This is a genomic window from Bacteroidota bacterium (assembly GCA_016194975.1).
In the GTDB taxonomy this organism is placed as follows: domain Bacteria; phylum Bacteroidota; class Bacteroidia; order Palsa-965; family Palsa-965.
Genome location: JACQAM010000023.1, coordinates 55,909 through 78,177 on the forward strand (window position 1 = coordinate 55,909; position 22,269 = coordinate 78,177).

Below are 22,269 nucleotides of genomic sequence, written 5' to 3' on the forward strand. Positions count from 1 at the left end.
TCTCCTGAGCGCATCCGGGATTTCATATTTCTTACTAACCATGATTCGTATTGCTCCCACACCATCAGGATTTCTTCACGAGGGAAATGCATTTTCTTTTTTGATCACAGAAAAAATTGCGAAGAAGAATGATCTGAAAATTTTCCTGCGCATTGATGATCTGGATGCAGATCGAAAACGGTCAGAATATGTAAAAGATATCTTTGAAAGTCTCCATTGGCTGGAAATAAAATGGAATGAAGGCCCGCGAAACGAAGATGATTTCGAAAGGAACTGGACGCAGAATAACCGGATCAGTTTGTACGATGCAGCATTGAAAAAACTTTCGAAGAACAAACATGTTTTCGCCTGCACGTGTACGCGCAAAGACCTGGGCATGTATGACGGGCGCTACCCGGGTACGTGTACGCACAAGAACATTCCGCTGAATGAAAATGAAACTGCACTGAGATTGATCGTTCCGGAAGGGACGCTGGTTGAATTCAAAGATGAACATCTCGGTGAACAAAAAATTGAACTCGATCATGAAATGGGATCGTTCGTCATTCGCCGCCACGATGGAATTCCGGCTTACCATCTTGCTTCTGTGGTGGATGATATTCATTTCGGCATCACGTGGATCGTTCGCGGGAATGATCTCCTCTACTCTACCGCGGGCCAGATTTTTCTTGCCGAGAAACTGGGGAAAAATAATTTCTGGAAAACAAAATTCCTTCATCATATTCTTATTCCTGATCAACACGGTGAAAAACTTTCGAAATCGGAAGGAGCACTATCGATGAAAAGAATGAGAGAAGACGGGATGAAAGGAAAAGATCTCAGGGAAAAATTTGGCCATTTGCTGAAAATGTATTGATTCAAGAATATGTAATTTTGGCCATGCCTTGCTTTTATTACAAAGATCTTTCTGTTCACACTGTAATTCTCAGCGAAGAAGAATCGAAACATGCCGTGCGTGTGCTGCGGTTGAAAAGCGGCGACAAAGTGGAATTGATTGATGGTGCTGGAACACGTGCGCACGGGGAGATCGATGATGCGCATCCGAAAAAATGTTCCATTCTTATTCTTGACCGGAAAAAAGAAAATACGGGAAGAAATTATTCGTTGCACTTAGCAATTGCGCCCACAAAAAATACTGACCGCCTTGAATGGTTCGTGGAGAAAGCAGCGGAGATTGGCATTGATAAGATCACACTTCTTCAATGCTCACATTCCGAACGGAAAAAAATGGGAACTGATCGTCTTGAAAAATTAGCGGTCTCTGCTATGAAACAAAGCGGGCAAAGTTTTCTTCCGCACATCAATCCGCTTACCGATCTGAAAAAATTTCTCGATGAACTTCCGAAAAAAGGATTGCGGTTTATTGCGCATTGCCGCGATGGAGAAAAAACTTCGCTGAAAGAAGAATTGCTTCACGACAAACATGCAACGAAAGAAATTATTATTCTCATCGGCCCCGAAGGAGATTTTTCAAAAGAAGAAATTCTTGCTGCCATGTTCACCGGGTTCAAAGAAATTTCACTGGGAAATACCACGCTGAGAACGGAGACTGCTGCGCTCATGGCGGTGACCAGTGTGAATGTTCTGTGCGGAAAATGAAACCGGGAAAAGTTTATCCTCCAAAATAATTTTCGGAAGATTGACAGAAATATTACCACGGATGGGTATTACAGATTTTTTTATTCAGCCCATCAAAAACTGCCGCTGCCACTCAATGACTACCTAGTGCCCCGCCTCAACTTCGTTTAGTCGGGCAAGCTACTGCACCACCACCTTCTTCGTCAGCACTTCATTTCCGGAAACCAGCGAAACAAAATACATTCCGCTTCCATACTGTGAAAGATCGACCTCCTTACTTTCTGCAAGCGATGATGTGAAGTTGTACTCAAACACAACCTTTCCCAGCATGTCATGAACTTCAATTTTTCCATCCGATCGTTGCGCGAGATCTACATCAATGAATAAATGTCCGTCTGTAGGATTGGGATAAACATTCAGAATATCCTGTGTCGTGAACATATTTTCATCAATGCTGCTCGTTAATCCAACCGTAAATTGCTGGTAAACCTGTCCGCCGAAATCTGCACCGAAATTTTTATAGATCGCATTGCTGCTCGCGCTCTTGAAACGCAGATAGCCGGATCCCTGCGCTGTATTCGCCCACCAGCTCAATCCATCCTCTCCGGCATCAATCATTTCAAAAACATAACATCCATTCGCCAGCACCATCGTGTCGTTGTAAGTTGTATTCGGCGCAGATGCTGTACGTGTGAAAATAATATTACCCTGGTCGTCTTTCACCGTGTAAGAATCTTCGGTGTAAGAATTATTCGAACGATACTGTATCACAAACGGAGATGGCATCACCGGAGGATACGTGAATGCGCTCGTGCGCGAATTGTTATAGGAATACTGATCAGCTCCTCCATTCGGATTGCTGATCGTGCAAACAAAACTGCTTGCTCCCTGCGCCCAACCGAAAGTTCCAAGTGTAACATCAGCCGATTCCATGAACGCAAGATTTCCGGTCCATGTGTAAGTTGACATCGGCCCATTATTCAAACCGTAAGTGATGGTAAGCGAAGTGAGCGGCGTACTTCCTGTATTGCGGATGCGCACCACCGGGCTCGTGCAAACTGGATTGTAGCGCAACCACATCTGGTCTTTGCTTGGTGAAAGAATATCTTCGAGTCGCGCGTCGAGTGTAAAATTCGGCGCACCATAATACACGATCTGATCTTCCACCTGATAATAATCCCAACCGCCCGTATTCGAATAAGGTTCTGCATCGTGATTGAGCACCGCAGTATCTCCCGGCGTTACAAATGGAGTAAGTTCCATATCGTACGTCCACACTTCTGCACCCGGGCACCAGTTAGAACGCTCGTACACCCATGTTCCTCCCTGCGGATACAACGGATTACGAGCGCAATTATCTCTCCACACGAGTTTCGTGTATTCGAGATTACTTCCAACATAATAATAATGATTTTTCGGGCAGAACTCTGCGCAATTTTGTGGAGTATCCATTCCGTGGCCGGTAACGCGTGATTTCCATCTTGAAGTAATTGCATTTGCAGGAATCGGGATCTGCAGCGGAGGCAAATGACTTTCGATCGGGTCAGCAGGTTGGCCGTAATTGAAATTTCCGTTCCAGAGATTTTTTATATCCACCACATCGCGCGGAGGAGTTCCGAGTATCATCAGGAATTTCACATCGAGTAATTCCTGCCAGTTTCCCGCTTCGAGATTTACAGAATCATGCAACAACGTCACATAATCACTTACGTCGAATGTCCATGTCCATCCTGTTCCAAGACTCAATCCATTTCCATACGGAGTAATATAACGGCCGAGTTCATAGCGGATCACTTGCGGAAATTTATTGTAATAAGAATAATTTGAAAGATAAATGGTGCTGTCAACTGTTGCATTTCCCGTTACAGGCCATCCAACGATAGTATCGGTTGCAACTCCCGGGTTATTCACCGAATCATTGTAAACCACTATCTGAAATGAAGTGTTCAGCGTGGAATCAATGACGAGAACAGAATCCAGGTGTGAAGTATAAACTCCCTGTTCGAATGTAATCCGGGGGCGGATCTTTGTTTCGGTAAAATGATTCGTCAGCTCCGAAGAATTTTTCAGCGGATCATTTACATTGAATAACGTTGCAGCAGCATGATTTCCCGAAGCGGAATCAGCCGCCGTAAGATTATTGCCGTCATCGAAGTTGTATTGCAACACAACATTGGAAAAATTCGGATCGGAAGGAGTGATCGCATTATTCATGTACGACTGGATCTCTGCCTGCGAAAGTTCTTTATTAAGCACGGTGAATTCATCCATTCGCCCGGCGTAGGAATTCGATCCATTCCAGTTTCCTTTTTCTATACGGAAATATTTTATCCAGCGCATTCTTCTCACTTTTCCTGTTCCGGAGAACCACAGATTTCCGTTGAGATAAATTTTCATTGAACCCGTTCCCACATTTTTTGTGAATGTCCAGTAATTCCATTGCCCGGCATATTCACTGGCCACAGCAGCATGACTGATGCGGTCATAATTTCCACCGGTATTCCCGGCATCCCAGTACACATTTGCATCGCTCCACGGACAATGTGCATTGATGACGCGTTCATTGGCAGAATCAATGGCTTCGAAACAGGTGCCGTCCTGCGGTTGTGCTGCAACACTACCATAAGCCCAATAAGAAACGGTGATGAAGGAATCAAGAGCCGCCACGCCGGAGTTGAGCGGAACATTCACATATCCTCCTGCATTTGCAGTCACCGCACGATCGTGCCCGGAATTCACCAGGCCGGATTTGAAAGCGACAGTGGTATCGGCCTGGAGAATATTATCGGCGAACATCGGTGTATTGTCATAAGTGATCTCGACGAGAAGATTGGAAGTTCCGTTCCAGTTGAAAGGAGTGGTAAGTTGAATACTGTTCCAACCTGTTGAAGAAAATTGAGTGTTCTGCGAATAAACCGTAGTGAAGCCGGCATTGGTAAAAGTTGCCTGCGTAAGCGAATCGAGAGTGGTGTGCTGAATGCGGATAGTAAGATCTCTCATAGAGCCGCCTAAACTCTGCAGGTAAAATTGCAAACCGGAAATATTTCCAGCCGTTAATCCCGCAGCGGAAAGTTCAGATGCTTTCCACAAAAATTGAGAACGTGATACCGGTTGCGATGTTCCGAACGGAGCATTTGAAATTGTTGTTCCCGATCCGATCGTATCCGTCGTCAATGAACTCATGGACGTATGCACAATGAAATATTGCCACGAAGAATCGTTCGTGTAGGTGGGCGAATAAGAAAACTGCATGCTGTCGGGGCTTGAAGAATTGACCACATAATTCGGTTGAACAACAATGGAAGAATCGAGAAGGCCGGTGTGTTTATAAACGTACGTGTTAGTGAGATAATCCCATTCGCCGCAAGCGGGGCTCTGTGCAGGATTGCACTTGAGCGTATATTTCATGATCACCTTCTCATACCGATTCGTGTCGGAAGGAAAAACGAACCATGCATTCTGCGGAGAACCAAAAGTGAAAGTCGGCACGACGATCGTGTCGCCGGGATTGTTTTGCGAATGAAGATTGCCGAGCAGAAGGAATGCAGTTGCGAAAAGGAATATTTTTTTCATTGGAGTACGCGGTTTATTAACGCCAATAAAAGTACTAATTCGATTTAGATGGGGCTGGTACTATTTTGTTCCGTTGTGTGCGGGAATTGATTTGTTGAAAAGTAGAATCAACTATTGATCTCTTTTGAACAGATACGTGGTGCTGTCCTTCTTCCAAACAGATTTCTCCGTCATAGAGCCGGTAGAATCCCATAAAGTCATCAATGAGTACACAACATCACCCATTCCATTTTTTTGTGTATGAACAGTTTCTTCCCTGCTTTTGATCATGCCATTTTCATAGAATCGAATGCCAATATACTTGCTGCTGTCATTCTGCAATTCCTTAACCATACTCATAGAAACTCTCCTATCCTTCAAATAGCCAACCACACTATCTTCATTCCCCATAGTGTAATACCTCCTGCAGTGAACTTTGCCGAGTGTATCATAATCTATCGTGACACCATCCAATACTCCATTTTTCATATTCGATTCACACATTTTATTCCCGTTTTTATAGTATTGAACATTGGGGCCTCCGTTACAGGAGAGCATGTAGATCGTTATGACAAAGAGCGTGTTGATTTTTTTCATATTTACATTTCTTTTTTTGTGTACACGATTTAAAATTCCCTGGTCTATTTCTTTTCTCCGTATCCCTTCGCATGTACATAAGTATCCGTAGTCACTTTACCGGTTTTATCATATTCAAAAATATGCCAGCTCATGGTTTGATCCTGCCAGTGATTTCCGTAATCAAAAAACTGGTTCAGTTCTCCTGTTGAATAATACCATTTGTAGGAAACATATTCTCCATTTTTAAAAACATCATCATCACGCAAAATTCCTTTCTCATCATACCATTTGTATTCACCATCGAGCAGGATCAGTTTACCACCTGATTTTGTTTCTGTTGATGCTACCAGTTTCCATTTTTTATCGCGCGGGCCCATCGGGTAAACATCTTCTCCATGATCGTAAAAAGTGTAGCGATAATAAACTGCTTTGGCGCTGTCCTTCACTTCATGCCAACTTGCATCCCAGTAAACTTTCCATTTACCGTTTTTCTTCCCGGAAGAATCGCGCTGATCAATGGAAGCCGGTTGCGAAAATAATTTTGAGAAGAAACAGAAAATGATCAGCAGGGAAAGTAAAAGTTTTTTCATGGCAGAATTTATAGGCGAGAACTTATTGGACAACAATTTTCATCCGGTTCGAAAAATTATCACCGTTGTTCAACTGCACAAAATAAGTTCCTGCAGAAAGTCCGTTCAGGTCAAATGAAATATTATTGACACCGGGATTGGATTCCACGGCAAGTGATCTTGCAAATTGGCCGAGCTCATCGTAAACATTCACATACGTCGTTCCGCCGCTAAGCGAATTGAAAATAATATTCGCATTTCCATTGGAAGGGTTCGGAAAAATTTCTGCAATGGAAATTCCATCCGCATTCACATCAGCAACATCAGTATTGCAATTATAGGATTGCACAGCGAGGAGCGCATTGTAAATATTGAGCCGGCCATTGGACGTACACATGCCATTCATCGAGGGAACATGATCGGCACTGTTGAGTAAATAATTCCTGGTGGTGACCGCCATCGCAGAAGGATTCGCTTTGTAATCGGTGATGTACTGGTTGCACGCGCCTGCATACAGGAGCGCCACCGCGCCTGCCACATGCGGGCTCGCCATAGATGTGCCCGTGAGCGTACCATACGTATTCGAAGGAAGCGTTGACCAGATAGAAGTTCCCGGCGCACCAATGTCAATGGTAGTATCGCCATATCCGGCCTGAAAATATTTTGCGTCGGTGTTGGTAGTATTTGTTACAGCGATCATATAAATACTCGAACACGCCGTTGGAATATCGCCCACCACATCAATATCCCAGTTTGCATTCGCAGTAGCAGCAGCGCTCAGAATTCCCACTGCACCCATCGAATCATACATAGCGCACCAGAGCGGGTACGCAGCGGGTTGTCCCTGGTCGACGCCGAAGGAAGAATTGGTGGATACAACAAATGCACCCTGCGCACCGGTTGTGTTATTATACAACCTTCTTGCATCAAGGACATACGTGTATGCTTCTACCACCTGCGCTTCTGTTCCGTCGCTTCCCATCACCGGCATGATCTTCACTCCCCAATTCACTCCGGCCACACCCACGGAATTATTTCCGCGCGCACCCACAGTCCCGCTCACGTGCGTACCGTGCATGTCGGAAGATATATTTCCATTGGAGAAATAGGCATTCCATCCATCGTAATCATCAATGTAGCCGTTATTATCATCATCAATTCCGTTGTTCGGAATTTCTGCATAGTTCTTATGAAAATTAAGATCCTGCTGTGCAAGATCGAACCCGGCATCAATCACAGCAACTACAATGGTATCACCCTGCACCGTCATTCCGCCGGTTGTAATATTCCATGCTTCCGGTGCATCAATATCAGCATCAGGAGTTCCGCCGTTCTGGCCGGTGTTGTTCATGTCCCACATATTCGGAAAATCAACATCATTGGGAATATTCACACGATGCGCCACATAATGATTGAACTGCGCCATTTCTATTTCCGGAAATTTTTTCGCTTCTGCCAATGCATTTTCAATAGCTGTTCCATCCTTAAAAGTGAAAAGCCATATCCGCATACTTTTCGCCACACATTTTTCTTCCACTATTGTAAATCCGGCAGCAGAGAATTTCTGTTCCAACTCTCCGTTCACGGCATCAGGTTGCAACATCACCAACAACTGGCCCTTCACATATTCGCCGGGATCAACGATCGCCTGCACCGGGGGCTCGTAAATATCAACTACCGAATTGAAAAGCGGAACCTGGCTGAATAAAGCAACAGATGGAAACGAAAAAAAGAAAAACAGAAGTTTTTTCATTTGGGAATCCTCTATACAAGTTTACGATTTTTTAGGCGCTTTTGAAAGAAGAAAATGGTATTGGGTATTGTGGCGATAAAAATTATAACTCAAAATCTCAACACCCTGATACCTCAATAACCAATAACTTTATTCCGTGAACTTCACCGTTTATAGATCGTCGGCCGGATCGGGAAAAACATTTACACTCGTTCGCGAATATCTCAATCTTGCACTGGGCGACCCATCAGATCCGCCGCAGCGTTACCGCGAGATTCTTGCGATCACTTTCACGAACAAGGCCGCTGCAGAAATGAAGGAACGCATTGTGCGCGCGCTGAAAGAACTTTCCATTCTCATTGATGATCGGCCAGGAATTCTTGCTTCGATGCTGATGAAAGATCTGCAGATCGACCGGCTCACTTTGCAATCAAGAGCCGATGCTGTATTGCGCGCTATACTTCATAATTATTCCGACTTCGCCATTGGTACGATCGATTCTTTTACGCACCGCATCGTTCGTTCATTTGCACACGACCTCGATCTTCCTCTGAACTTTGAAGTGGAAACAGATGCTGATCTTCTATTGCGCCAGGCGGTGGATGTGCTCATCAGCAGGATCGGGCAGGATGAACAACTGACGAATGTACTCGTGCAATTTGCGCAATCGAATACGGACGATGATAAAAGCTGGCAACTGGAAACGCGGATTATGTCTATTTCGAAAAATCTTCTGAGTGAAGAAAGTTCCCGTTATGTGGAACGGTTGAAGGAACTCCGGATTGAGAATTTCATTGCCATTGGAAAAAAACTGCGTTCCTGGCTGAGCGAATTTGAAAAACAAGTTGCCGCATTAGCAAAGAAAGCAATTGATCTTCTGAATGATTCAGGGATAGAACCCTTTGAACTTGCCAATGGCAAAAACGGACTAGGTGGAAGATTACTCGCTCTTGCCAATGGTGAAACGGAAAAACTCGGCGGAGCTAAAACCAACATTGAAAAAAATATTGCTGCGAAAAAATTATTTGCTGATAAAACTCTATCCGCTAAAAAGCAAAAAATAAATTCTATCACCGATCATCTTATCGAACTGTGGAATGATCTTGAGGACATTTGCGAACGGGAATTCGGAAATTATATACTGCGGAAACAATTGCTCCGGAATATTTTTCCAATGTCGGTGTTGAATGAAATTGAAAAGATCATTCTTGAATTCCGCAACGAAGACAACATCATTCACATCTCGGCGTTCAACCGTATTATTTCCGATGTGGTTTTCGAACAACCGGTCCCGTTCATCTTCGAACGCCTCGGCGAAAAATATTCGAATTATCTCATTGATGAATTCCAGGATACTTCTGTGGTGCAATGGCAGAACCTGCTTCCGCTTATTGACAATGCGCTTGCCGGCGACCATTTCACGATGCTGGTTGGCGATGGCAAACAGGCCATCTATCGCTGGAGAGGCGGCGATGTAGAACAATTTTCCTCGCTGCCAACTGTCACTTCCTTCACCGATAATGAACTGGTGGTGCAACGTGCAAAAAGTTTGCAGCGGAATTTCCGCGCTCTGCATCTCGATTCTAATTTCAGGAGCAGGAAAGAGATCGTTGAATTCAATAATATTTTTTTCCGGAAGATCGCTTCCTTCCTGCATGATGATCACCGGAAGATCTACGAATCGCTGGAACAGAAATCTGATCCGTTGAATGAAGGAGGGCTTGTTCACATTGAACTGATGTATGATGAAATGAGTGAGTCGGATCTGCGCATAGAGAAAACTTTAGCTCTCATCGGAGAATTGCGTGAAGAAGGATGGCGGCTTGAACAGATCGCAATACTGACGAGAAGCAATAAAGAAGCAAATTCTACTGCGGCAGAACTTCTTCGCAATGGAATTCCGGTGCTGAGTACAGAATCTTTGTTACTGAAGAATTCTCCTGCAGTTAATTTTCTTGTTGCAGCGCTCACCTGCATCGATCATCCCGAAGATGAATTACCGGGAGTACAGATGATCTCTTTTCTTCATTCCGTTGGAAAACTTTCCGGAACCATGGATCATTTGCTTTCGGAATATTCTTCCATGGAAAAAAATATCCGGAAATTTCTCGATGCAAAGGGATTTGATTTGTCTTCCTGTTTGTCGGCAGGAAATATTTTCGAGCAGGCAGAGTTATTGTTCCGCATCTTCAGCTTGAATGAAAGTGAAGATATGTTCCTGCTTTTTTTCCTTGATGAAATGCTGGATTACCTCCAGTCGCGAAAAGCAAACAAAATGGATTTTGCCGAATACTGGGAAGAACGGAGTAAAAATGCATCGGTGCTGGTTCCGCGGGGAATGAATGCAGTTTCCATTATGACCATTCATAAAGCAAAGGGGCTTGAATTTCCGGTGGTGATCCTCCCCTACGCCGATTGGAAAATAGAAAGACAGAAAGGAGAGTTCTGGGTGGAATTGAACGATGAACTTATTCCTGAATTGAAAACTGCACTGATCCCTTCTTCGGCAGTTCTTGAATCCACTATTCTTGCAACGATGTACGAAGAAGAAAAAAGAAGATCGGTGTTGGATGTGATGAATGAATTGTATGTGGCAATGACCCGGCCCATGGATCGTTTGTATATTTTTTGTTCTGCGAAAGAAAATAAAACAAATTCTTCGCCAACGAATGTCACACAACTTATCCGCGCAGGTGCCAGCGCGCTGGAAGAAAATTTCAAAGAAAATATTCTCACGTACGGAAAAGGAAATGTGGTGGCGCAGGTTCGCCATGGAAAAACGGATTACACCAGTTCGAAAAAGAATTTTTCGGGCGAATGGAAAAACCGCCTGCGTATGCGCGCGCCTTCGGGTGAATTCTGGGAAACAAAAAAGCGGGAAGAAAAAAATGACCGGGGAAAAATGATCCACCACCTGCTGGCGGCGATCAATACGGCAGAAGATATTCCTTCCGCAATTTCATCGGCTATCGCTGACGGATTCATCACCGAAAACGAAAAACAGGAATTCACCGATCTCCTCGGAAAAATAGCCGCTCATCCGGAGTTGAAAATATTATTCGGAAAAAATTCCCGGAACAAGAATGAAAGAGAATTACTTCTTCCATCCGGAAAAAAATTCCGTCCCGATCGTGTAACGCTATTGGAAGAAAAAGTAATTGTACTCGATTATAAAACAGGTGCGCACGATGAAAAACACAAACAGCAGATAGACCGTTATGCAGAATTGCTGAAAGAAATGGGTTACAAAAATGTGGAGAAGAAAATTCTTTACACAGAGGAAATGAAAGTTGTTAGCTGGTAAAATTCCCTGCCCGCATTTCTAGTAGCGGCTCTTTTTGTTCTTTTGAATTCAAACTTCGCGCCGCAGCCTGCCCTGAAGAATTGAAGGGCGGTTCCTACACTATTCTTTTATTTAACCGCTAAGGCGCTAAGGCGCAAAATTTTTTCCTGTTTGAAAATTTATATAAAATTACCCGCCTATCCCTTTTAGTACAGAAGTATAGGGGGATTAATACAATATTATAAATTTCTTCGCACCAAATCTTGAAGAAAGCAAAGCAATTCGTGCTTATATCGAACAGAAAGCGTTTCGTTATTAGCAAGATTTTTGAAGGTTGATAGTCGTTCGTTTGCAAAATCAACTAAATAGGTAGACAAGATTACATTATTCAACTTCTGCTTTACGGGCGCAAGCATAGATTTGTCAAATGTCAAATCTTCTTTATCAAGCAATATCTGCTTTGCTTTCTCTTCAAGAAGTTTTTTTGATTCTTCTAAATGGTCGTTATAAAGTTGCATTGTTCTCAAGTATCTAATGGAGCCTGCCGAAGAATAGCAGAAGCCCGTTCTAAGAAGACGAGCTTTCTCTTAGGCATTACAAGCGTCTTTTATTGCTTTCAGAGCCTTTTTAGCAGCTTTGGAATAATGCTTGTCCAGATTCCAATCGTTATACCTCGCATTATGAGCTAATCCATGAAGATGGTCATACTGATCAGCAATAGCAGCAACTTTCATCCTCACCAACCTCTTCATAACCTCATGCTTGTTAGTGGGTTTATTTATTGACTGATGATACTCATAATACTCGTCGAAACATTCGAATTCTTTTTTTTGTCCCGGTGCAGTTTCCATTTCATACGGGAATATTTTATGTCTTGCAAAATGAAGAGCAGAGTAAAAGGCAGTAGTAACTACCCAATCGTTTTTGTCCTTAGGTGCAGCATCGAGAAAATTGCAAACCATCTCATTATGATTTGCATGATCGAGTGGTTTATTTTTCATATGAAAAAAAATAACCGGCACCACTCAGGGTCTTTCGATTGATTGTTTTGGTGCCCGGGATAAATGTAAAACTCAAATCGAAATTACTTGACTTCTTTTCTTCGATAAACTTGATCGCTTCTGAATAAGTTTTTACAAATTTGTCAGAGAAAAAATCGCTCTTCTTAATGACAAAAATTGCATCATATCTGTTTCTTGCTTCTAACCTCAAGAAGATTTTTTTGCAGTCAAAATTTTTGTTGAGTTGCACGAAAAATCCTTCACAGATTTCCATTGATTTTTTCAGATTACCAATGGCCTCTTGAGCTATTTTAGCTGGTTCGATGACGATCTTTTGCGGCTGATCAACAAGAGGAGTCTCCTTTATTGGTTTCTCCCTTTCAATCTTCTTCTCGGCAGGTTTGAAATGTATATCAACAACGTTAGAGGCAAGTATATTGCTCATGTACGTTTTCGGCATAGGTAAATTATGCCAGGATTTTCTTTGAAATCCAAAGCCAGCTGTGGTAGCGCCACTCATTTGAAAAATGTATGTTGGTAGATGGGAATATCCAGTTTATACTGGGATGATTCAGGTACAATAATAGGAAAATTCAATCAATTAGCCGTTTGTAAACGGATAATTACAAGCAACATTTAAGGTACTTTCACATGCTTATCTGGTTTATGGCACCAAGGTAATTCCGAAGTTGAAGAATCCTTGCTAAGTATTTTATCTGTTGGGAGCGAATCCGTCCGCAGAGTTAACAAACCTGTACCTATAGCTATATCTATTCTGTACTAAAAGGGATAGGCGGGTAAAATTAATTGTGAACTTACGTCAGGTCGTCTTGAACAGGTACCATCCGTCACCAAGACTCTTCATCAGTATAAAATGTTTCTCGGTCATGTGCGGAATTTTTTTCGGATCGGGTTGATACATGTAGCCGATAGAATTATCTTTTGCTCCGCCGATCATATAAAAAACGGCGCCGGGATATTTTTTGGAAACGGAAATGTCGCGGATCAGTAAAGCATTTGCTTTCTTTTTTATTTTTTTATTCATCATTGCCGTATTCACCAGTGAGTCATTTTTCCCGTACAGTTTATTTTTCACCAGCAAATTCTGAATAGCAATAAAATCTTTTTCACAACTGTGGAAATTCCGTGAAAGCACCGAGTCGGATGAGGTCCACAGCGAAAGATTATCATATTCGAATTGCCAGGAAAATCCATTGGGGGAAATAAATTTTTTCTGCTCCGCTACGGTCATCGTGTCCATGTCCCTGCACTGTTTTTCAATTTCATCCACGCCCTGCAGCGTGCGTATGGCGAACACCGTCCACACCTGTCCCTTAAAAAGAAAAAAATAATAATTCTGCGATGTAGCCGAATCGTGCAGCCACGCATCCACAACCGCGTGGCCTGTATCTTCGAAAAGCAAACTGCAATCGCGCTTTACACGCGAAGGAAGCACCATGCCGAGTGTAGAATCTGTTTTCCACTCGCCCTGCATCTCGCAACAGAAATATTTGAATTTATCGTCCCACCTTTCACCCGAAACATATTTCTGCACCACGCGCAAGGGAGAAAGTGTGTCGGAAGGATTTTTTGATTGGGAAAAAAGCGGGACAGTAAAAAGAAAAATACCGGCAGCTATATTTACAAGGTGCAATTTACAGTATACAATTTTCTGTGCGTCTGCCAGGAGGCCATTCTTCATCGCTGCTAAGTTACCGCAAATTGTAAATCGCAAATTGTACATCGTACATCCCTTATTCCTCCTTGAAAAAATCCAATTCCGAAAGATCGATCAGTTCCACACCCTGATAATAAAACGGAATGATCTGCTCGTAAGTGTAACCGTATTTCACCATTCGCATTGCTCCTTCCTGGCACAATCCTACTCCGTGTCCGTAACCTCTACCCTTGAAAATAATACTGTCCTTCCCTTCTTCGATAGAAAAATACGCGGAGCGCAATTGCCAGTCGTTGCGAATTGTTTTGTAAGGAATTTTCATATTGCCATAGGTGTAATACGCTTCTCTCGAATATTGCGTCATGTTCATTGCTGCATAACACGCATCACTGTCGTCAACGGGATATTTGTGTTTCATGGCGAGATAATTCAGCCAATCTTCTTTCGCAATTTTCCTTGTCCAGTAAGCATCGGGCATTGTGTGGCAAAAAGTATCTTTTACCGAACGGAGATAAGGAACTTTCACAGCCCACACATCTTCTGAATTCGCGGTTTGCCCGCCGCAATTCGAATGAAAAGCTGCTGTGATGAGATCGAGATTCCTGTCAACAATCACAAGTCCATCAGTTGCGTCCACGGCTTTCTGCACATTGGGATCTGTTGGCCGCCCGCGATAAACTTCACAATGCACACCGTCACAAAGATCGAACCCTTCGTCCGCGTGCCTGTACATGTGTGCGAGCGCATAAGTGCGACAGAGGATCGATTGCACTTTGTAAAATTCAAGATCCATTCTTTTTCCGCCTTCCGATTCCACCACGCCGGCAACGTAATGATTCAATTCCACTTTATTCACACAAAGTAATTTCTGCATTTGCACAGTGATGGTGAGCGTATGATCATAAATACGAGTGCCGCTGAAAGGTTTGATCGGTTTTATTTTAAAACAGGAACTATCGTCGAGTGAAACCAAACGGAAATTTGCAAAATGCCCGAGCGTATCATTGGGAATTCTAATTTCCATCGAATCGCCGATGACCGTGATCATGAAAACTTTTGTGGAGAGTGAATCCACCTGTTTTTTTCCGTCGAGGTAAATTTCGTAAGCGCCTTCTTTCGCCGAGATATTCACCGTGGTCACATTCATCGTGGAGAGAATGCGCACGTCCACCGTGTGAGCGCGCGCGAGTGTGCACGTGAAGAAAAATAAAAGAGCAAAATTCTTTTTCAATTTTTCCTGTTTTTCAATTCGTTTACAATGATAGAAGCTGTTCGTGCAGATGCGCCTGCGCCCCCGAGTTTTCCGAAAAGCATTCCGTAGTTATCAAGCATTTGTTTTCTTCCATTTTCATTTTCCGTGATCTTCCGCAATTCTTCCGTCATTTTCTCAATGGTAAAATCAATCTGGATGAGCTCTTTCACAATTTCTTTATCCATGATGAGATTCGGAAGTGAAATATATTTTACGTTCGCCACATATTTTGCAATGCGGTAAGAAATATAATTGGCCGTGTAACAAACCACCTGCGGAACATTGAAGAGCGCTGCCTCGAGCGTGGCGGTCCCCGACGTGATGAGCCCTGCATACGCCTGAGATAATAACGGGTAAGTCCTGCCAAAAAGTATTTCCATTTTCGCGCCCTTCATCACTTCGCGATAAAATGATTCGGGTTGCGAAGGTGCGCCGGCAATTATGAAACGATACTCCGGAAAATTTTCCGACACTTTTATCATTGCAGGAAGTATTTTTTTTATTTCCTGCGTGCGGCTTCCGGGCAGCACAGCAATTATTTTTCTTCCGTTGTCTTCCACTGCTTTCGTTTTCTGAAATCGCCCTACGGAATCGAGCAACGGATGCCCGACAAAATCTGCTGCGTAATCATACTTTGCATAAAAATCTTTTTCGAACGGAAGAATACAGCAAACGCGTTTTACATTTTCTTTTATTTTAAAAACGCGGTTCTTTTTCCACGCCCAAATCTGTGGCGAGATGTAATAATAAACAGGAATGCCGAGCTGGTGAACATAAGGAGCAATGCGCAGATTGAAGCCGGGATAATCGACCAGGATTACAGCATCGGGTTTCCAGGCAGCAATATCTTCTTTGCACAATGAAATATTTTTCATGATCGTGCGCAGGTTCATCAGCACTTCGGCGAATCCCATAAAAGCGAGATCGCGATAATGTTTTACAAGATGCGCACCCTGTTCTTTCATGAGATCGCCGCCCCATGCGCGGAATTCCGCAGAAGAATCGAGTATTTTTATTTCGCGCAGCAAATTCGATGCGTGCAGATCGCCTGAAGCTTCACCGGCTATGATATAATATTTCATTTCAGCCGAGTGTTTTTTCGTAAACAACCCAGAGCGTGTAAGCAATGGTTGCAAACAGAACGCCTCTCGAACTTTTATAATTTTCTTTCCAGATAAAAAGGAAGAACAACGGAAGATTCATTGCATAACACGCGAGACTCAGCGATGCGACAATGATGTGAATGGAATTGAAATATTCGATGAACCCGCGGAACGAAGTCTGGGAACGATACGTGAAAATATAATAACCGAACATTCCGACGATCGGCGCAATGAGGCCGAGAATAATTCCGAGGATGATATTATCGTAGCGGCGCATTTTATTTTTCGAGTGAGTGCATTTTTTTCAGGTAATGATGTGCAGTAAGATCGAACTGCGAAGGAACAATGGAAACAAATCCGTTCGCGAGCGCCCAGGCGTCTGTGTCGTGCGCGTTGGGTTCAAAATTTTCGAGATGCCCGGTGAGCCAGTAATATTTTCTTCCGGAAGGATCGGTACGTTCATCCAGTTCTTCCACCCACGTTCCGCGCGACTGGCGGCAAACTTTCAAACCTTTTATTTCATCGATGTGAAGATTCGGAATATTCACGTTGAGGCAAATGCCATCTTCTAATTTATGATCGAGTGACCAGCGGATAATTTTTTCCGCAACAATTTTTGATGCAGAAAAATCTGCTTCCACAGAATAATCGAGAAGCGACATTCCGATGGAAGGAATTCCTTCGATCGCACCTTCCACCGCGGCCGACATGGTTCCGGAATAAAGGATATTAATGGAATGATTTGCACCATGATTGATGCCGGAAATGCAGATGTCGGGTTTGCGATGAAGAATTTTATTGACGGCCATTTTTACGCAGTCGACCGGTGTACCACTGCAACTCCACGCCTGTGCGCCTTCATGCGCTTTCACCTTGTGTACGCGCAAAGTAGAATTTATGGTGATCGCATGCGCCATTCCTGATTGCGGTTTATCGGGAGCAACAATGATCACTTCACCGATCTTCTTTGCAACTTCCACCAACGAAGTGATGCCCGGCGCAAAAATTCCATCATCGTTGGTGAGCAGCAAAAGTGGTCTATGCGACATCTTACAAAAATAATCTCCACGAGAACGGTCATTCCCTTGAGGATGACGAGTAATTAAGAGTGGAATGTTAACAAGTGTATTCTTTGGTGAAATTCCAAACTCCGGATGCAAATGTCAATGGCCATTTTTTACTTTACTTTGCTGCATGCGGAAAAGAAAAGTTGTATTCATCATCAATCCGAAATCCGGGAGCGACAAGAAAACAGATCGTGTGAAACTGATCCGTGAACTTGTTGCTCAGCAGGATGAATTTGAAGGTGAGATTCTGCTATGGGAAAGGATTACGGACAGGGAGAATATTTTTTTACGCGCCAGTTCGGGAGAATTTGATATTGCTGTTGCCGTGGGCGGCGACGGAACGGTTTCTCAGCTTGCAGAAGCGTTGTGCAGGAATACAACCGCACTCGGCATCATTCCTTTCGGTTCTGGAAACGGACTCGCGCGTCACCTGGGAATTCCTCTTGATCCGGCAGCAGCGATGAAACTGATCGTCGCCGGCCATGTTGAGAAGATTGACCGCGGAAGATTCAACGCACGTTCTTTTTTCTGCACTGCAGGCGTCGGGTTCGATGCTCACATCGGAAAATTATTTGCAGAAAGTAAAACACGCGGATTCTGGACATACGCGCGAATGACCCTGCGTGAACTGAAGAATTACCACGAGGAAAATTATTCCATTGACATTGACGGAAAAAAAATTGAATCGAAAGCATTTCTCGTCGCGATCGGTAATGGCGGGCAATACGGCAATGATGCGTGGATAACGCCGAAAGCAAAAATCAACGACGGGATACTTGAAGTGACATTGCTGAAGCCCTTCCGCTGGTGGAACGCTGCTTTGATCGCAAAAAAATTATTCGGAAAAAAACTGGATACTTCTTCGTTCGCAGAAACGTATTCAGGAAAAAAAATAAAGATTGTGCGTGAGCGGGAAGGTGCATCGCATTATGATGGAGAACCGGATTCCGCCGGAAAAGAAATTCTTGTGACGATTGATGAAAAGGTGTTGAACATGGTGGTTCCAGCCGCATTTGCCGGCTGAAATTATTTTACCCTCGAGAAATTTCCTGCTTTCCGGTAGTTGTGTTCTATTACAACCTTCCCTTTATCGTCAATAAAACCATAACGATCATTGGCATCCACATCCAGATGCAGCGGAACCGATTTATCCGGGGGCGGATTATCAACTGTATAGATCTTGCTGGTTTTCCCTGTTTTATCAATGTAAATTCCATTGTAGGTTCTGATTTTCACATAAGCGATACCATCGCTGAATTCCCCGCAATAATCGTATTTCGGTTCGATAACGAATTTTCCGTTCCTGTCAATGAATCCCGCCAACTGGTAATCGACCGAGGCCGGTGCAAGTCCTTCGGAAAAATCACCGGCGCTGGTGAACTGTGGTTTGATCACCCATTTCCCGGTTTTATCAATATAGCCGGCATAGGGTTCGTATTCCTCGTAACTCATGCCGTTTTTTGGCGGGCCCATATCTGCTTCATTCGGAAAAACAGCAGCACGCGCAAGGCCTTCTTTGGAAAAAGAACCCACAGAAGTATAATGAAGAGGGATAATTTCTTTCCCGGTATGATCCACAAAACCCCATTTAGTTCCGTTCCGAACAGCAGCAAATCCGTTGGAGAAAGTCATTACTTCATCATAAACTGGTGATATAATTATTTTTCCTGTCGTATCAATGAAACCATATTTACCATACTTATAAATTGTTCCCATTCCTTCGGAAAAAGAATAATACATGGCATAGAGATAATTGTTTGCGGCCGGATCCTGATCTTGGGCGTCAGATAGATAATCGTTGTATAGATTTTCTTCCGTCGAATTTAATGTCTGGCCATACCTCATTTCACTGGGCCAATCAAGCACAGGCGCAATGACCCAGTTTCCTTTCCGGTCGATGACACCCCATTTATTCCGGAAAAGTACATACGCCCTGTTATTTTTAAAAGGAAGCGCCACCTGGTATTTAGCTTCGATCACCATGTTACCGCTAATATCTATATAACCAAATAATCTTCTCTTCGGGCGATTGGAAATCGAAGTATCTATAGTTAAAATTGAAGGGTCGGAATATCTACGGTGCAAACCTATATCAAAAATGCTGAGTGCGTTTGTTGCTTTAGCATCTCCATAATCAATAACATCCTGCTCCGGCTGTTCGCAATCGAGATCGGAAGCGCGCAGTGCCATTGCTGCGGCAAGCCCCTCGCTGAATTCGCACGCTGAATAAAATTGAGGTTGAATGATCCATTTTCCGCCGACATCTATATAGCCGTAACTACCCGGTTCGCAGAAAACTTCATAAGTGGAAGTTCTTTCATCGAGTGGTGGAACAGTTTCATTCCCGTTCTCATCGATCCAGAAATTCCTGCTGCCCATTCTCACTTTTGCTTTTGAGCCGGAAGAAGTTTTTTCAAAATCATAAACAAAATCATAGATCGGTTTGATGATCTCTTTTCCGTTCGCGTCGAGAAATCCCCATTCCCCCCCTACCAGTTTCTGGTCATTGGAATACCTCTCTCCTTTCCAAATCCCGTTTTTATTGAATGCCGCACGGCCGCAGGAAAATTCCCTGATCATATCATAAGGATCAGTATTCAGTTTGTTTCCCGTTTTATCCATTACAAAATAATTTCCGCTGGCAAAAGAGGAATTTCGTCCCGAAGAATAATCTAAATAATTCTGCTGATCATTTTTTTTCTCACCCATCACAAACGCGCCGTTTTCCATTGGAGTTGCCCAATCATACCGGGCTTTGATTAATACACTTCCATCCCGGGCAAGAAAACCATATTTTCCATACTCATCTGCGTAGAGTAATTCACCATCATCACAGATCTGAATAAAATCATAAGCGGCATCAACTGTCCACGTTCCGCTGCCGTCAATTACGCCATAAGCAACAATGCTGTCATTATAATTATACATGCTGGAATAACTGGAAGCTTTCGGTGTTCCATTGGGAATTTTTTTTCCGGCAACAGCTCTTCCATTTGAATACTGGTAAATGGAAAGAAATTCCGGTTTAATTATCCATTCTCCTTTACTGTTGATCACACCATATTTCCCTGCCGAAAGTGCGATCCATGCATTTGATTCCTGTTCGGCGAGATAATCATATTTCGGTTCCAATATCCTGTTGCCGGCCGTATCATTGAGTCCGAATAATTTGGGTTTGCATACTGGTGCCAGCCAAACCTCACTTTTCGCTGCGGGTTGCGCGTAAAAAAAATGAGAATTGGAAAACAGTAGAATGAAAAAAAAATTGCGCTTAAAAAAAGGGGTCATTGTCATTCTCAAATTTAGTAAAATCGCCGTGCCAAAAACTAATTCACAACACGTATTACTTTAATGAAGCGAGTGGGATAATAGCTGTGATAGTAATCTGTGATCACAACGCCGCTGTGTTTTGTACTGGAAGAAGCGTGAATGAACTGCACCGGCTGACCGGGATCTGAAATGATAATGCCCACATGCCCGGCACGTTTATCTCCTTTATGTGTACCACGGAAAACGATGATATCGCCTTTACGGCAGGAATCAATCGGAATTTCTTTACCGAAATTCATGTAATCTTTTGCTGAACGGGGAACGAAAACATGAAAATGCGCAAAAACAAAATAGGTTAATCCCGAACAATCGAATCCGGAAGGTGAACAGCTTCCGTATTTGTACGGCGTTCCGAGAAATGTTTGCGCATACTCTGCTATACTGTCTCCTTTTGTTTTTACAACGGCAGAAGTTGTATCCTGTGAAAAGCACAGAGCGGGAATAATTAAAATACAAATAAGAATTACTTTTTTCACGATTCGAAAAATTCGTATGCACTTACGAGATCAAGGTAAACTCCGTCAAATCCGGCATTCATGATCTTTTCTAAATAGGAATTGCTATAACCACATATAATATTCTGCCATTGCGGATCCCAGTATTTCACATAATAGTTATCTGTCCAGTCAGGATCGGCATCCACTATAAAAGAAGGCTGCTCGGCATACCAGGAATTTTTCCAGTACCAGCGGTAGGTTTCTGCTTCGCCAATGCTCATATAGCAAATAAGTTTTCTTCTTCCTCCATTCGCCTTTACATGCATGCGCGCAATGTCTGCGGCCGTGAGTGCAGTATTCTCATCAAAAAAAAGATCCATGATCACGAGATCGTAATTGGTGGAGGAAACTGCATTCACAAAATCATCTTTGTTTGAAAATAAAGACGGTGAGATGATGTAAAGAAAATTCCCTGCCTGGGAAATGGAATCGATATTATTCGAATTTTCATTGGTAATAGAAGCAGAAGGAACATCATCGAGATCACGGTGATTGGCAGCAAATGAAATAAAATTCTCGGAATAATTCTTCACATAGGAATCTGAAATCTTATCGGAAGAATAACAGTAATCTGTAATAAGAACTTTTTTATTGTGATCGCGTGCAAACTTACACATGGAAAGCAATTGCTCGTGGTCGGCCGGGGGTGTGGGTTGATCATCATTGTTATCGTAGCCGTACCATAATTCTTCCTGGCCGGTACCATCAATGGCATTCAAATAATTTGTTTCCGGTAAACCGTCTTTTGTTCCGTCGCTGCTCATCAAATCAAGTCCGTTCTGTGGAATAACGGCGAATGAAGGAGAGGAAGTTTTTGCAATGGAACTTATTTTCTCCACGAATTTTCTCATCTCATTCCTGTAATCCACGGCAGGTAATTTTTTGCTGCAGGAAATACTGCCGGAAAGGAAGATGAATAAGCAATAGATTGTTCTTTGGTGACGCATTCTTTCAAAATTACGGAAAAGTATTACTTTTGTCTCCCTTCTGAAAAAGAGTGTTTTTTGTTCTTTGATCGATGTTATAATTATTCCCCGTACATTTTTAC

19 protein-coding genes are annotated in these 22,269 nt (G+C 43.1%); 4 read left to right on the forward strand and 15 right to left on the reverse strand.

The genetic code is table 11. The features are described 5' to 3' along the window. The first annotated feature begins 40 nt into the window (after nt 1–40). On the forward strand, nt 41–856 hold the full coding sequence (locus HY064_14620) for a tRNA glutamyl-Q synthetase (protein MBI3511892.1): 816 nt from the start codon (nt 41–43) through the stop codon (nt 854–856). 23 nt (nt 857–879) lie between these two features. Further along, on the forward strand, nt 880–1,599 hold the full coding sequence (locus HY064_14625; GenBank protein MBI3511893.1) for a 16S rRNA (uracil(1498)-N(3))-methyltransferase: 720 nt from the start codon (nt 880–882) through the stop codon (nt 1,597–1,599). A 159-nt stretch (nt 1,600–1,758) separates the two neighbouring features. Here HY064_14625 and HY064_14630 read toward each other — a convergent pair whose 3' ends face one another. The 4 genes from HY064_14630 to HY064_14645 form a co-directional block, all read right to left on the reverse strand. Beyond that, nucleotides 1,759–5,151 carry a T9SS type A sorting domain-containing protein gene (locus tag HY064_14630; GenBank protein MBI3511894.1) on the reverse strand — a complete coding sequence of 1,131 codons (3,393 nt, stop codon included), beginning with the start codon at nt 5,149–5,151 and terminating at the stop codon, nt 1,759–1,761. Between the two features lie 111 nt (nt 5,152–5,262). Further along, nucleotides 5,263–5,727 (reverse strand): hypothetical protein, encoded by a 465-nt coding sequence (locus HY064_14635; protein MBI3511895.1) that lies wholly within the window; start codon nt 5,725–5,727, stop codon nt 5,263–5,265. Between the two features lie 44 nt (nt 5,728–5,771). Continuing rightward, the gene (locus HY064_14640) at nt 5,772–6,299 is read right to left on the reverse strand and encodes a hypothetical protein (GenBank protein ID MBI3511896.1); all 528 of its coding nucleotides are present in this window, start codon (nt 6,297–6,299) and stop codon (nt 5,772–5,774) included. Between the two features lie 22 nt (nt 6,300–6,321). Beyond that, nucleotides 6,322–8,031: a S8 family peptidase gene (locus tag HY064_14645; GenBank protein ID MBI3511897.1), complete on the reverse strand. Its 1,710-nt coding sequence runs from the start codon at nt 8,029–8,031 to the stop codon at nt 6,322–6,324. Nucleotides 8,032–8,167: 136 nt separating this feature from the next. Between HY064_14645 and HY064_14650 the strand changes: the two genes are divergently transcribed. Next, entirely contained in the window at nt 8,168–11,314 is a 3,147-nt protein-coding gene (locus HY064_14650; protein MBI3511898.1) for a UvrD-helicase domain-containing protein, read from the forward strand. 218 nt (nt 11,315–11,532) lie between these two features. Here the strand turns inward: HY064_14650 and HY064_14655 are convergent, their stop codons facing one another. The 8 genes from HY064_14655 to surE all read right to left on the reverse strand — a co-directional run bounded on the left by HY064_14655 (nt 11,533) and on the right by surE (nt 17,376). Beyond that, a complete protein-coding gene (locus tag HY064_14655; GenBank protein MBI3511899.1) occupies nt 11,533–11,811 on the reverse strand; it encodes a hypothetical protein in 279 nt (92 codons plus the stop codon). A gap of 69 nt (nt 11,812–11,880) precedes the next feature. After that, the gene (locus HY064_14660) at nt 11,881–12,294 is read right to left on the reverse strand and encodes a hypothetical protein (protein ID MBI3511900.1); all 414 of its coding nucleotides are present in this window, start codon (nt 12,292–12,294) and stop codon (nt 11,881–11,883) included. Beyond that, nucleotides 12,284–12,814 (reverse strand): hypothetical protein, encoded by a 531-nt coding sequence (locus tag HY064_14665; GenBank protein ID MBI3511901.1) that lies wholly within the window; start codon nt 12,812–12,814, stop codon nt 12,284–12,286. The genes HY064_14660 and HY064_14665 overlap by 11 nt, the downstream gene beginning before the upstream one ends. A 300-nt stretch (nt 12,815–13,114) precedes the next feature. Further along, nucleotides 13,115–13,996 (reverse strand): hypothetical protein, encoded by an 882-nt coding sequence (locus HY064_14670; protein MBI3511902.1) that lies wholly within the window; start codon nt 13,994–13,996, stop codon nt 13,115–13,117. Nucleotides 13,997–14,048: 52 nt separating this feature from the next. Continuing rightward, complete coding sequence (locus HY064_14675) at nt 14,049–15,203, reverse strand: SpoIID/LytB domain-containing protein (GenBank protein ID MBI3511903.1); 1,155 nt, start codon at nt 15,201–15,203, stop codon at nt 14,049–14,051. After that, complete coding sequence (lpxB, locus tag HY064_14680; protein ID MBI3511904.1) at nt 15,200–16,306, reverse strand: lipid-A-disaccharide synthase; 1,107 nt, start codon at nt 16,304–16,306, stop codon at nt 15,200–15,202. Before lpxB ends, HY064_14675 begins: the two co-directional genes overlap by 4 nt. Before the next feature lies 1 nt (nt 16,307). Continuing rightward, a complete protein-coding gene (locus HY064_14685; protein MBI3511905.1) occupies nt 16,308–16,604 on the reverse strand; it encodes a hypothetical protein in 297 nt (98 codons plus the stop codon). Between the two features lies 1 nt (nt 16,605). Beyond that, nucleotides 16,606–17,376: a 5'/3'-nucleotidase SurE gene (gene surE / locus HY064_14690; protein ID MBI3511906.1), complete on the reverse strand. Its 771-nt coding sequence runs from the start codon at nt 17,374–17,376 to the stop codon at nt 16,606–16,608. 145 nt (nt 17,377–17,521) lie between these two features. Between surE and HY064_14695 the strand changes: the two genes are divergently transcribed. Next, nucleotides 17,522–18,418 (forward strand): diacylglycerol kinase family lipid kinase, encoded by an 897-nt coding sequence (locus HY064_14695; protein ID MBI3511907.1) that lies wholly within the window; start codon nt 17,522–17,524, stop codon nt 18,416–18,418. 2 nt (nt 18,419–18,420) lie between these two features. On the opposite strand, the gene HY064_14700 is transcribed toward HY064_14695, so the two are convergent. Genes HY064_14700 through HY064_14710 form a run of 3 tightly spaced genes read right to left on the reverse strand, consistent with a single transcriptional unit; the run spans nt 18,421 to nt 22,090 of the window. Beyond that, the gene (locus tag HY064_14700) at nt 18,421–20,682 is read right to left on the reverse strand and encodes a WG repeat-containing protein (protein MBI3511908.1); all 2,262 of its coding nucleotides are present in this window, start codon (nt 20,680–20,682) and stop codon (nt 18,421–18,423) included. Between the two features lie 38 nt (nt 20,683–20,720). Beyond that, nucleotides 20,721–21,200 (reverse strand): C40 family peptidase, encoded by a 480-nt coding sequence (locus HY064_14705; GenBank protein MBI3511909.1) that lies wholly within the window; start codon nt 21,198–21,200, stop codon nt 20,721–20,723. Then, nucleotides 21,197–22,090: an endo alpha-1,4 polygalactosaminidase gene (locus tag HY064_14710; protein MBI3511910.1), complete on the reverse strand. Its 894-nt coding sequence runs from the start codon at nt 22,088–22,090 to the stop codon at nt 21,197–21,199. The genes HY064_14705 and HY064_14710 overlap by 4 nt, the downstream gene beginning before the upstream one ends. Between the last annotated feature and the right edge of the window lie 179 nt (nt 22,091–22,269).

What these genes read in the sequence shown, in the direction of transcription:
- HY064_14620 (MBI3511892.1), top strand. Translation starts at nt 41, where the DNA reads ATGATTCGTATTGCTCCCACACCATCAGGATTTCTTCACGAGGGAAAT.
- HY064_14625 (MBI3511893.1), top strand. Translation starts at nt 880, where the DNA reads ATGCCTTGCTTTTATTACAAAGATCTTTCTGTTCACACTGTAATTCTC.
- HY064_14630 (MBI3511894.1), bottom strand. Translation starts at nt 5,151, where the DNA reads ATGAAAAAAATATTCCTTTTCGCAACTGCATTCCTTCTGCTCGGCAAT.
- HY064_14635 (MBI3511895.1), bottom strand. Translation starts at nt 5,727, where the DNA reads ATGAAAAAAATCAACACGCTCTTTGTCATAACGATCTACATGCTCTCC.
- HY064_14640 (MBI3511896.1), bottom strand. Translation starts at nt 6,299, where the DNA reads ATGAAAAAACTTTTACTTTCCCTGCTGATCATTTTCTGTTTCTTCTCA.
- HY064_14645 (MBI3511897.1), bottom strand. Translation starts at nt 8,031, where the DNA reads ATGAAAAAACTTCTGTTTTTCTTTTTTTCGTTTCCATCTGTTGCTTTA.
- HY064_14655 (MBI3511899.1), bottom strand. Translation starts at nt 11,811, where the DNA reads ATGCAACTTTATAACGACCATTTAGAAGAATCAAAAAAACTTCTTGAA.
- HY064_14660 (MBI3511900.1), bottom strand. Translation starts at nt 12,294, where the DNA reads ATGAAAAATAAACCACTCGATCATGCAAATCATAATGAGATGGTTTGC.
- HY064_14665 (MBI3511901.1), bottom strand. Translation starts at nt 12,814, where the DNA reads ATGAGTGGCGCTACCACAGCTGGCTTTGGATTTCAAAGAAAATCCTGG.
- HY064_14670 (MBI3511902.1), bottom strand. Translation starts at nt 13,996, where the DNA reads ATGAAGAATGGCCTCCTGGCAGACGCACAGAAAATTGTATACTGTAAA.
- lpxB (MBI3511904.1), bottom strand. Translation starts at nt 16,306, where the DNA reads ATGAAATATTATATCATAGCCGGTGAAGCTTCAGGCGATCTGCACGCA.
- HY064_14685 (MBI3511905.1), bottom strand. Translation starts at nt 16,604, where the DNA reads ATGCGCCGCTACGATAATATCATCCTCGGAATTATTCTCGGCCTCATT.
- surE (MBI3511906.1), bottom strand. Translation starts at nt 17,376, where the DNA reads ATGTCGCATAGACCACTTTTGCTGCTCACCAACGATGATGGAATTTTT.
- HY064_14695 (MBI3511907.1), top strand. Translation starts at nt 17,522, where the DNA reads ATGCGGAAAAGAAAAGTTGTATTCATCATCAATCCGAAATCCGGGAGC.
- HY064_14700 (MBI3511908.1), bottom strand. Translation starts at nt 20,682, where the DNA reads ATGACCCCTTTTTTTAAGCGCAATTTTTTTTTCATTCTACTGTTTTCC.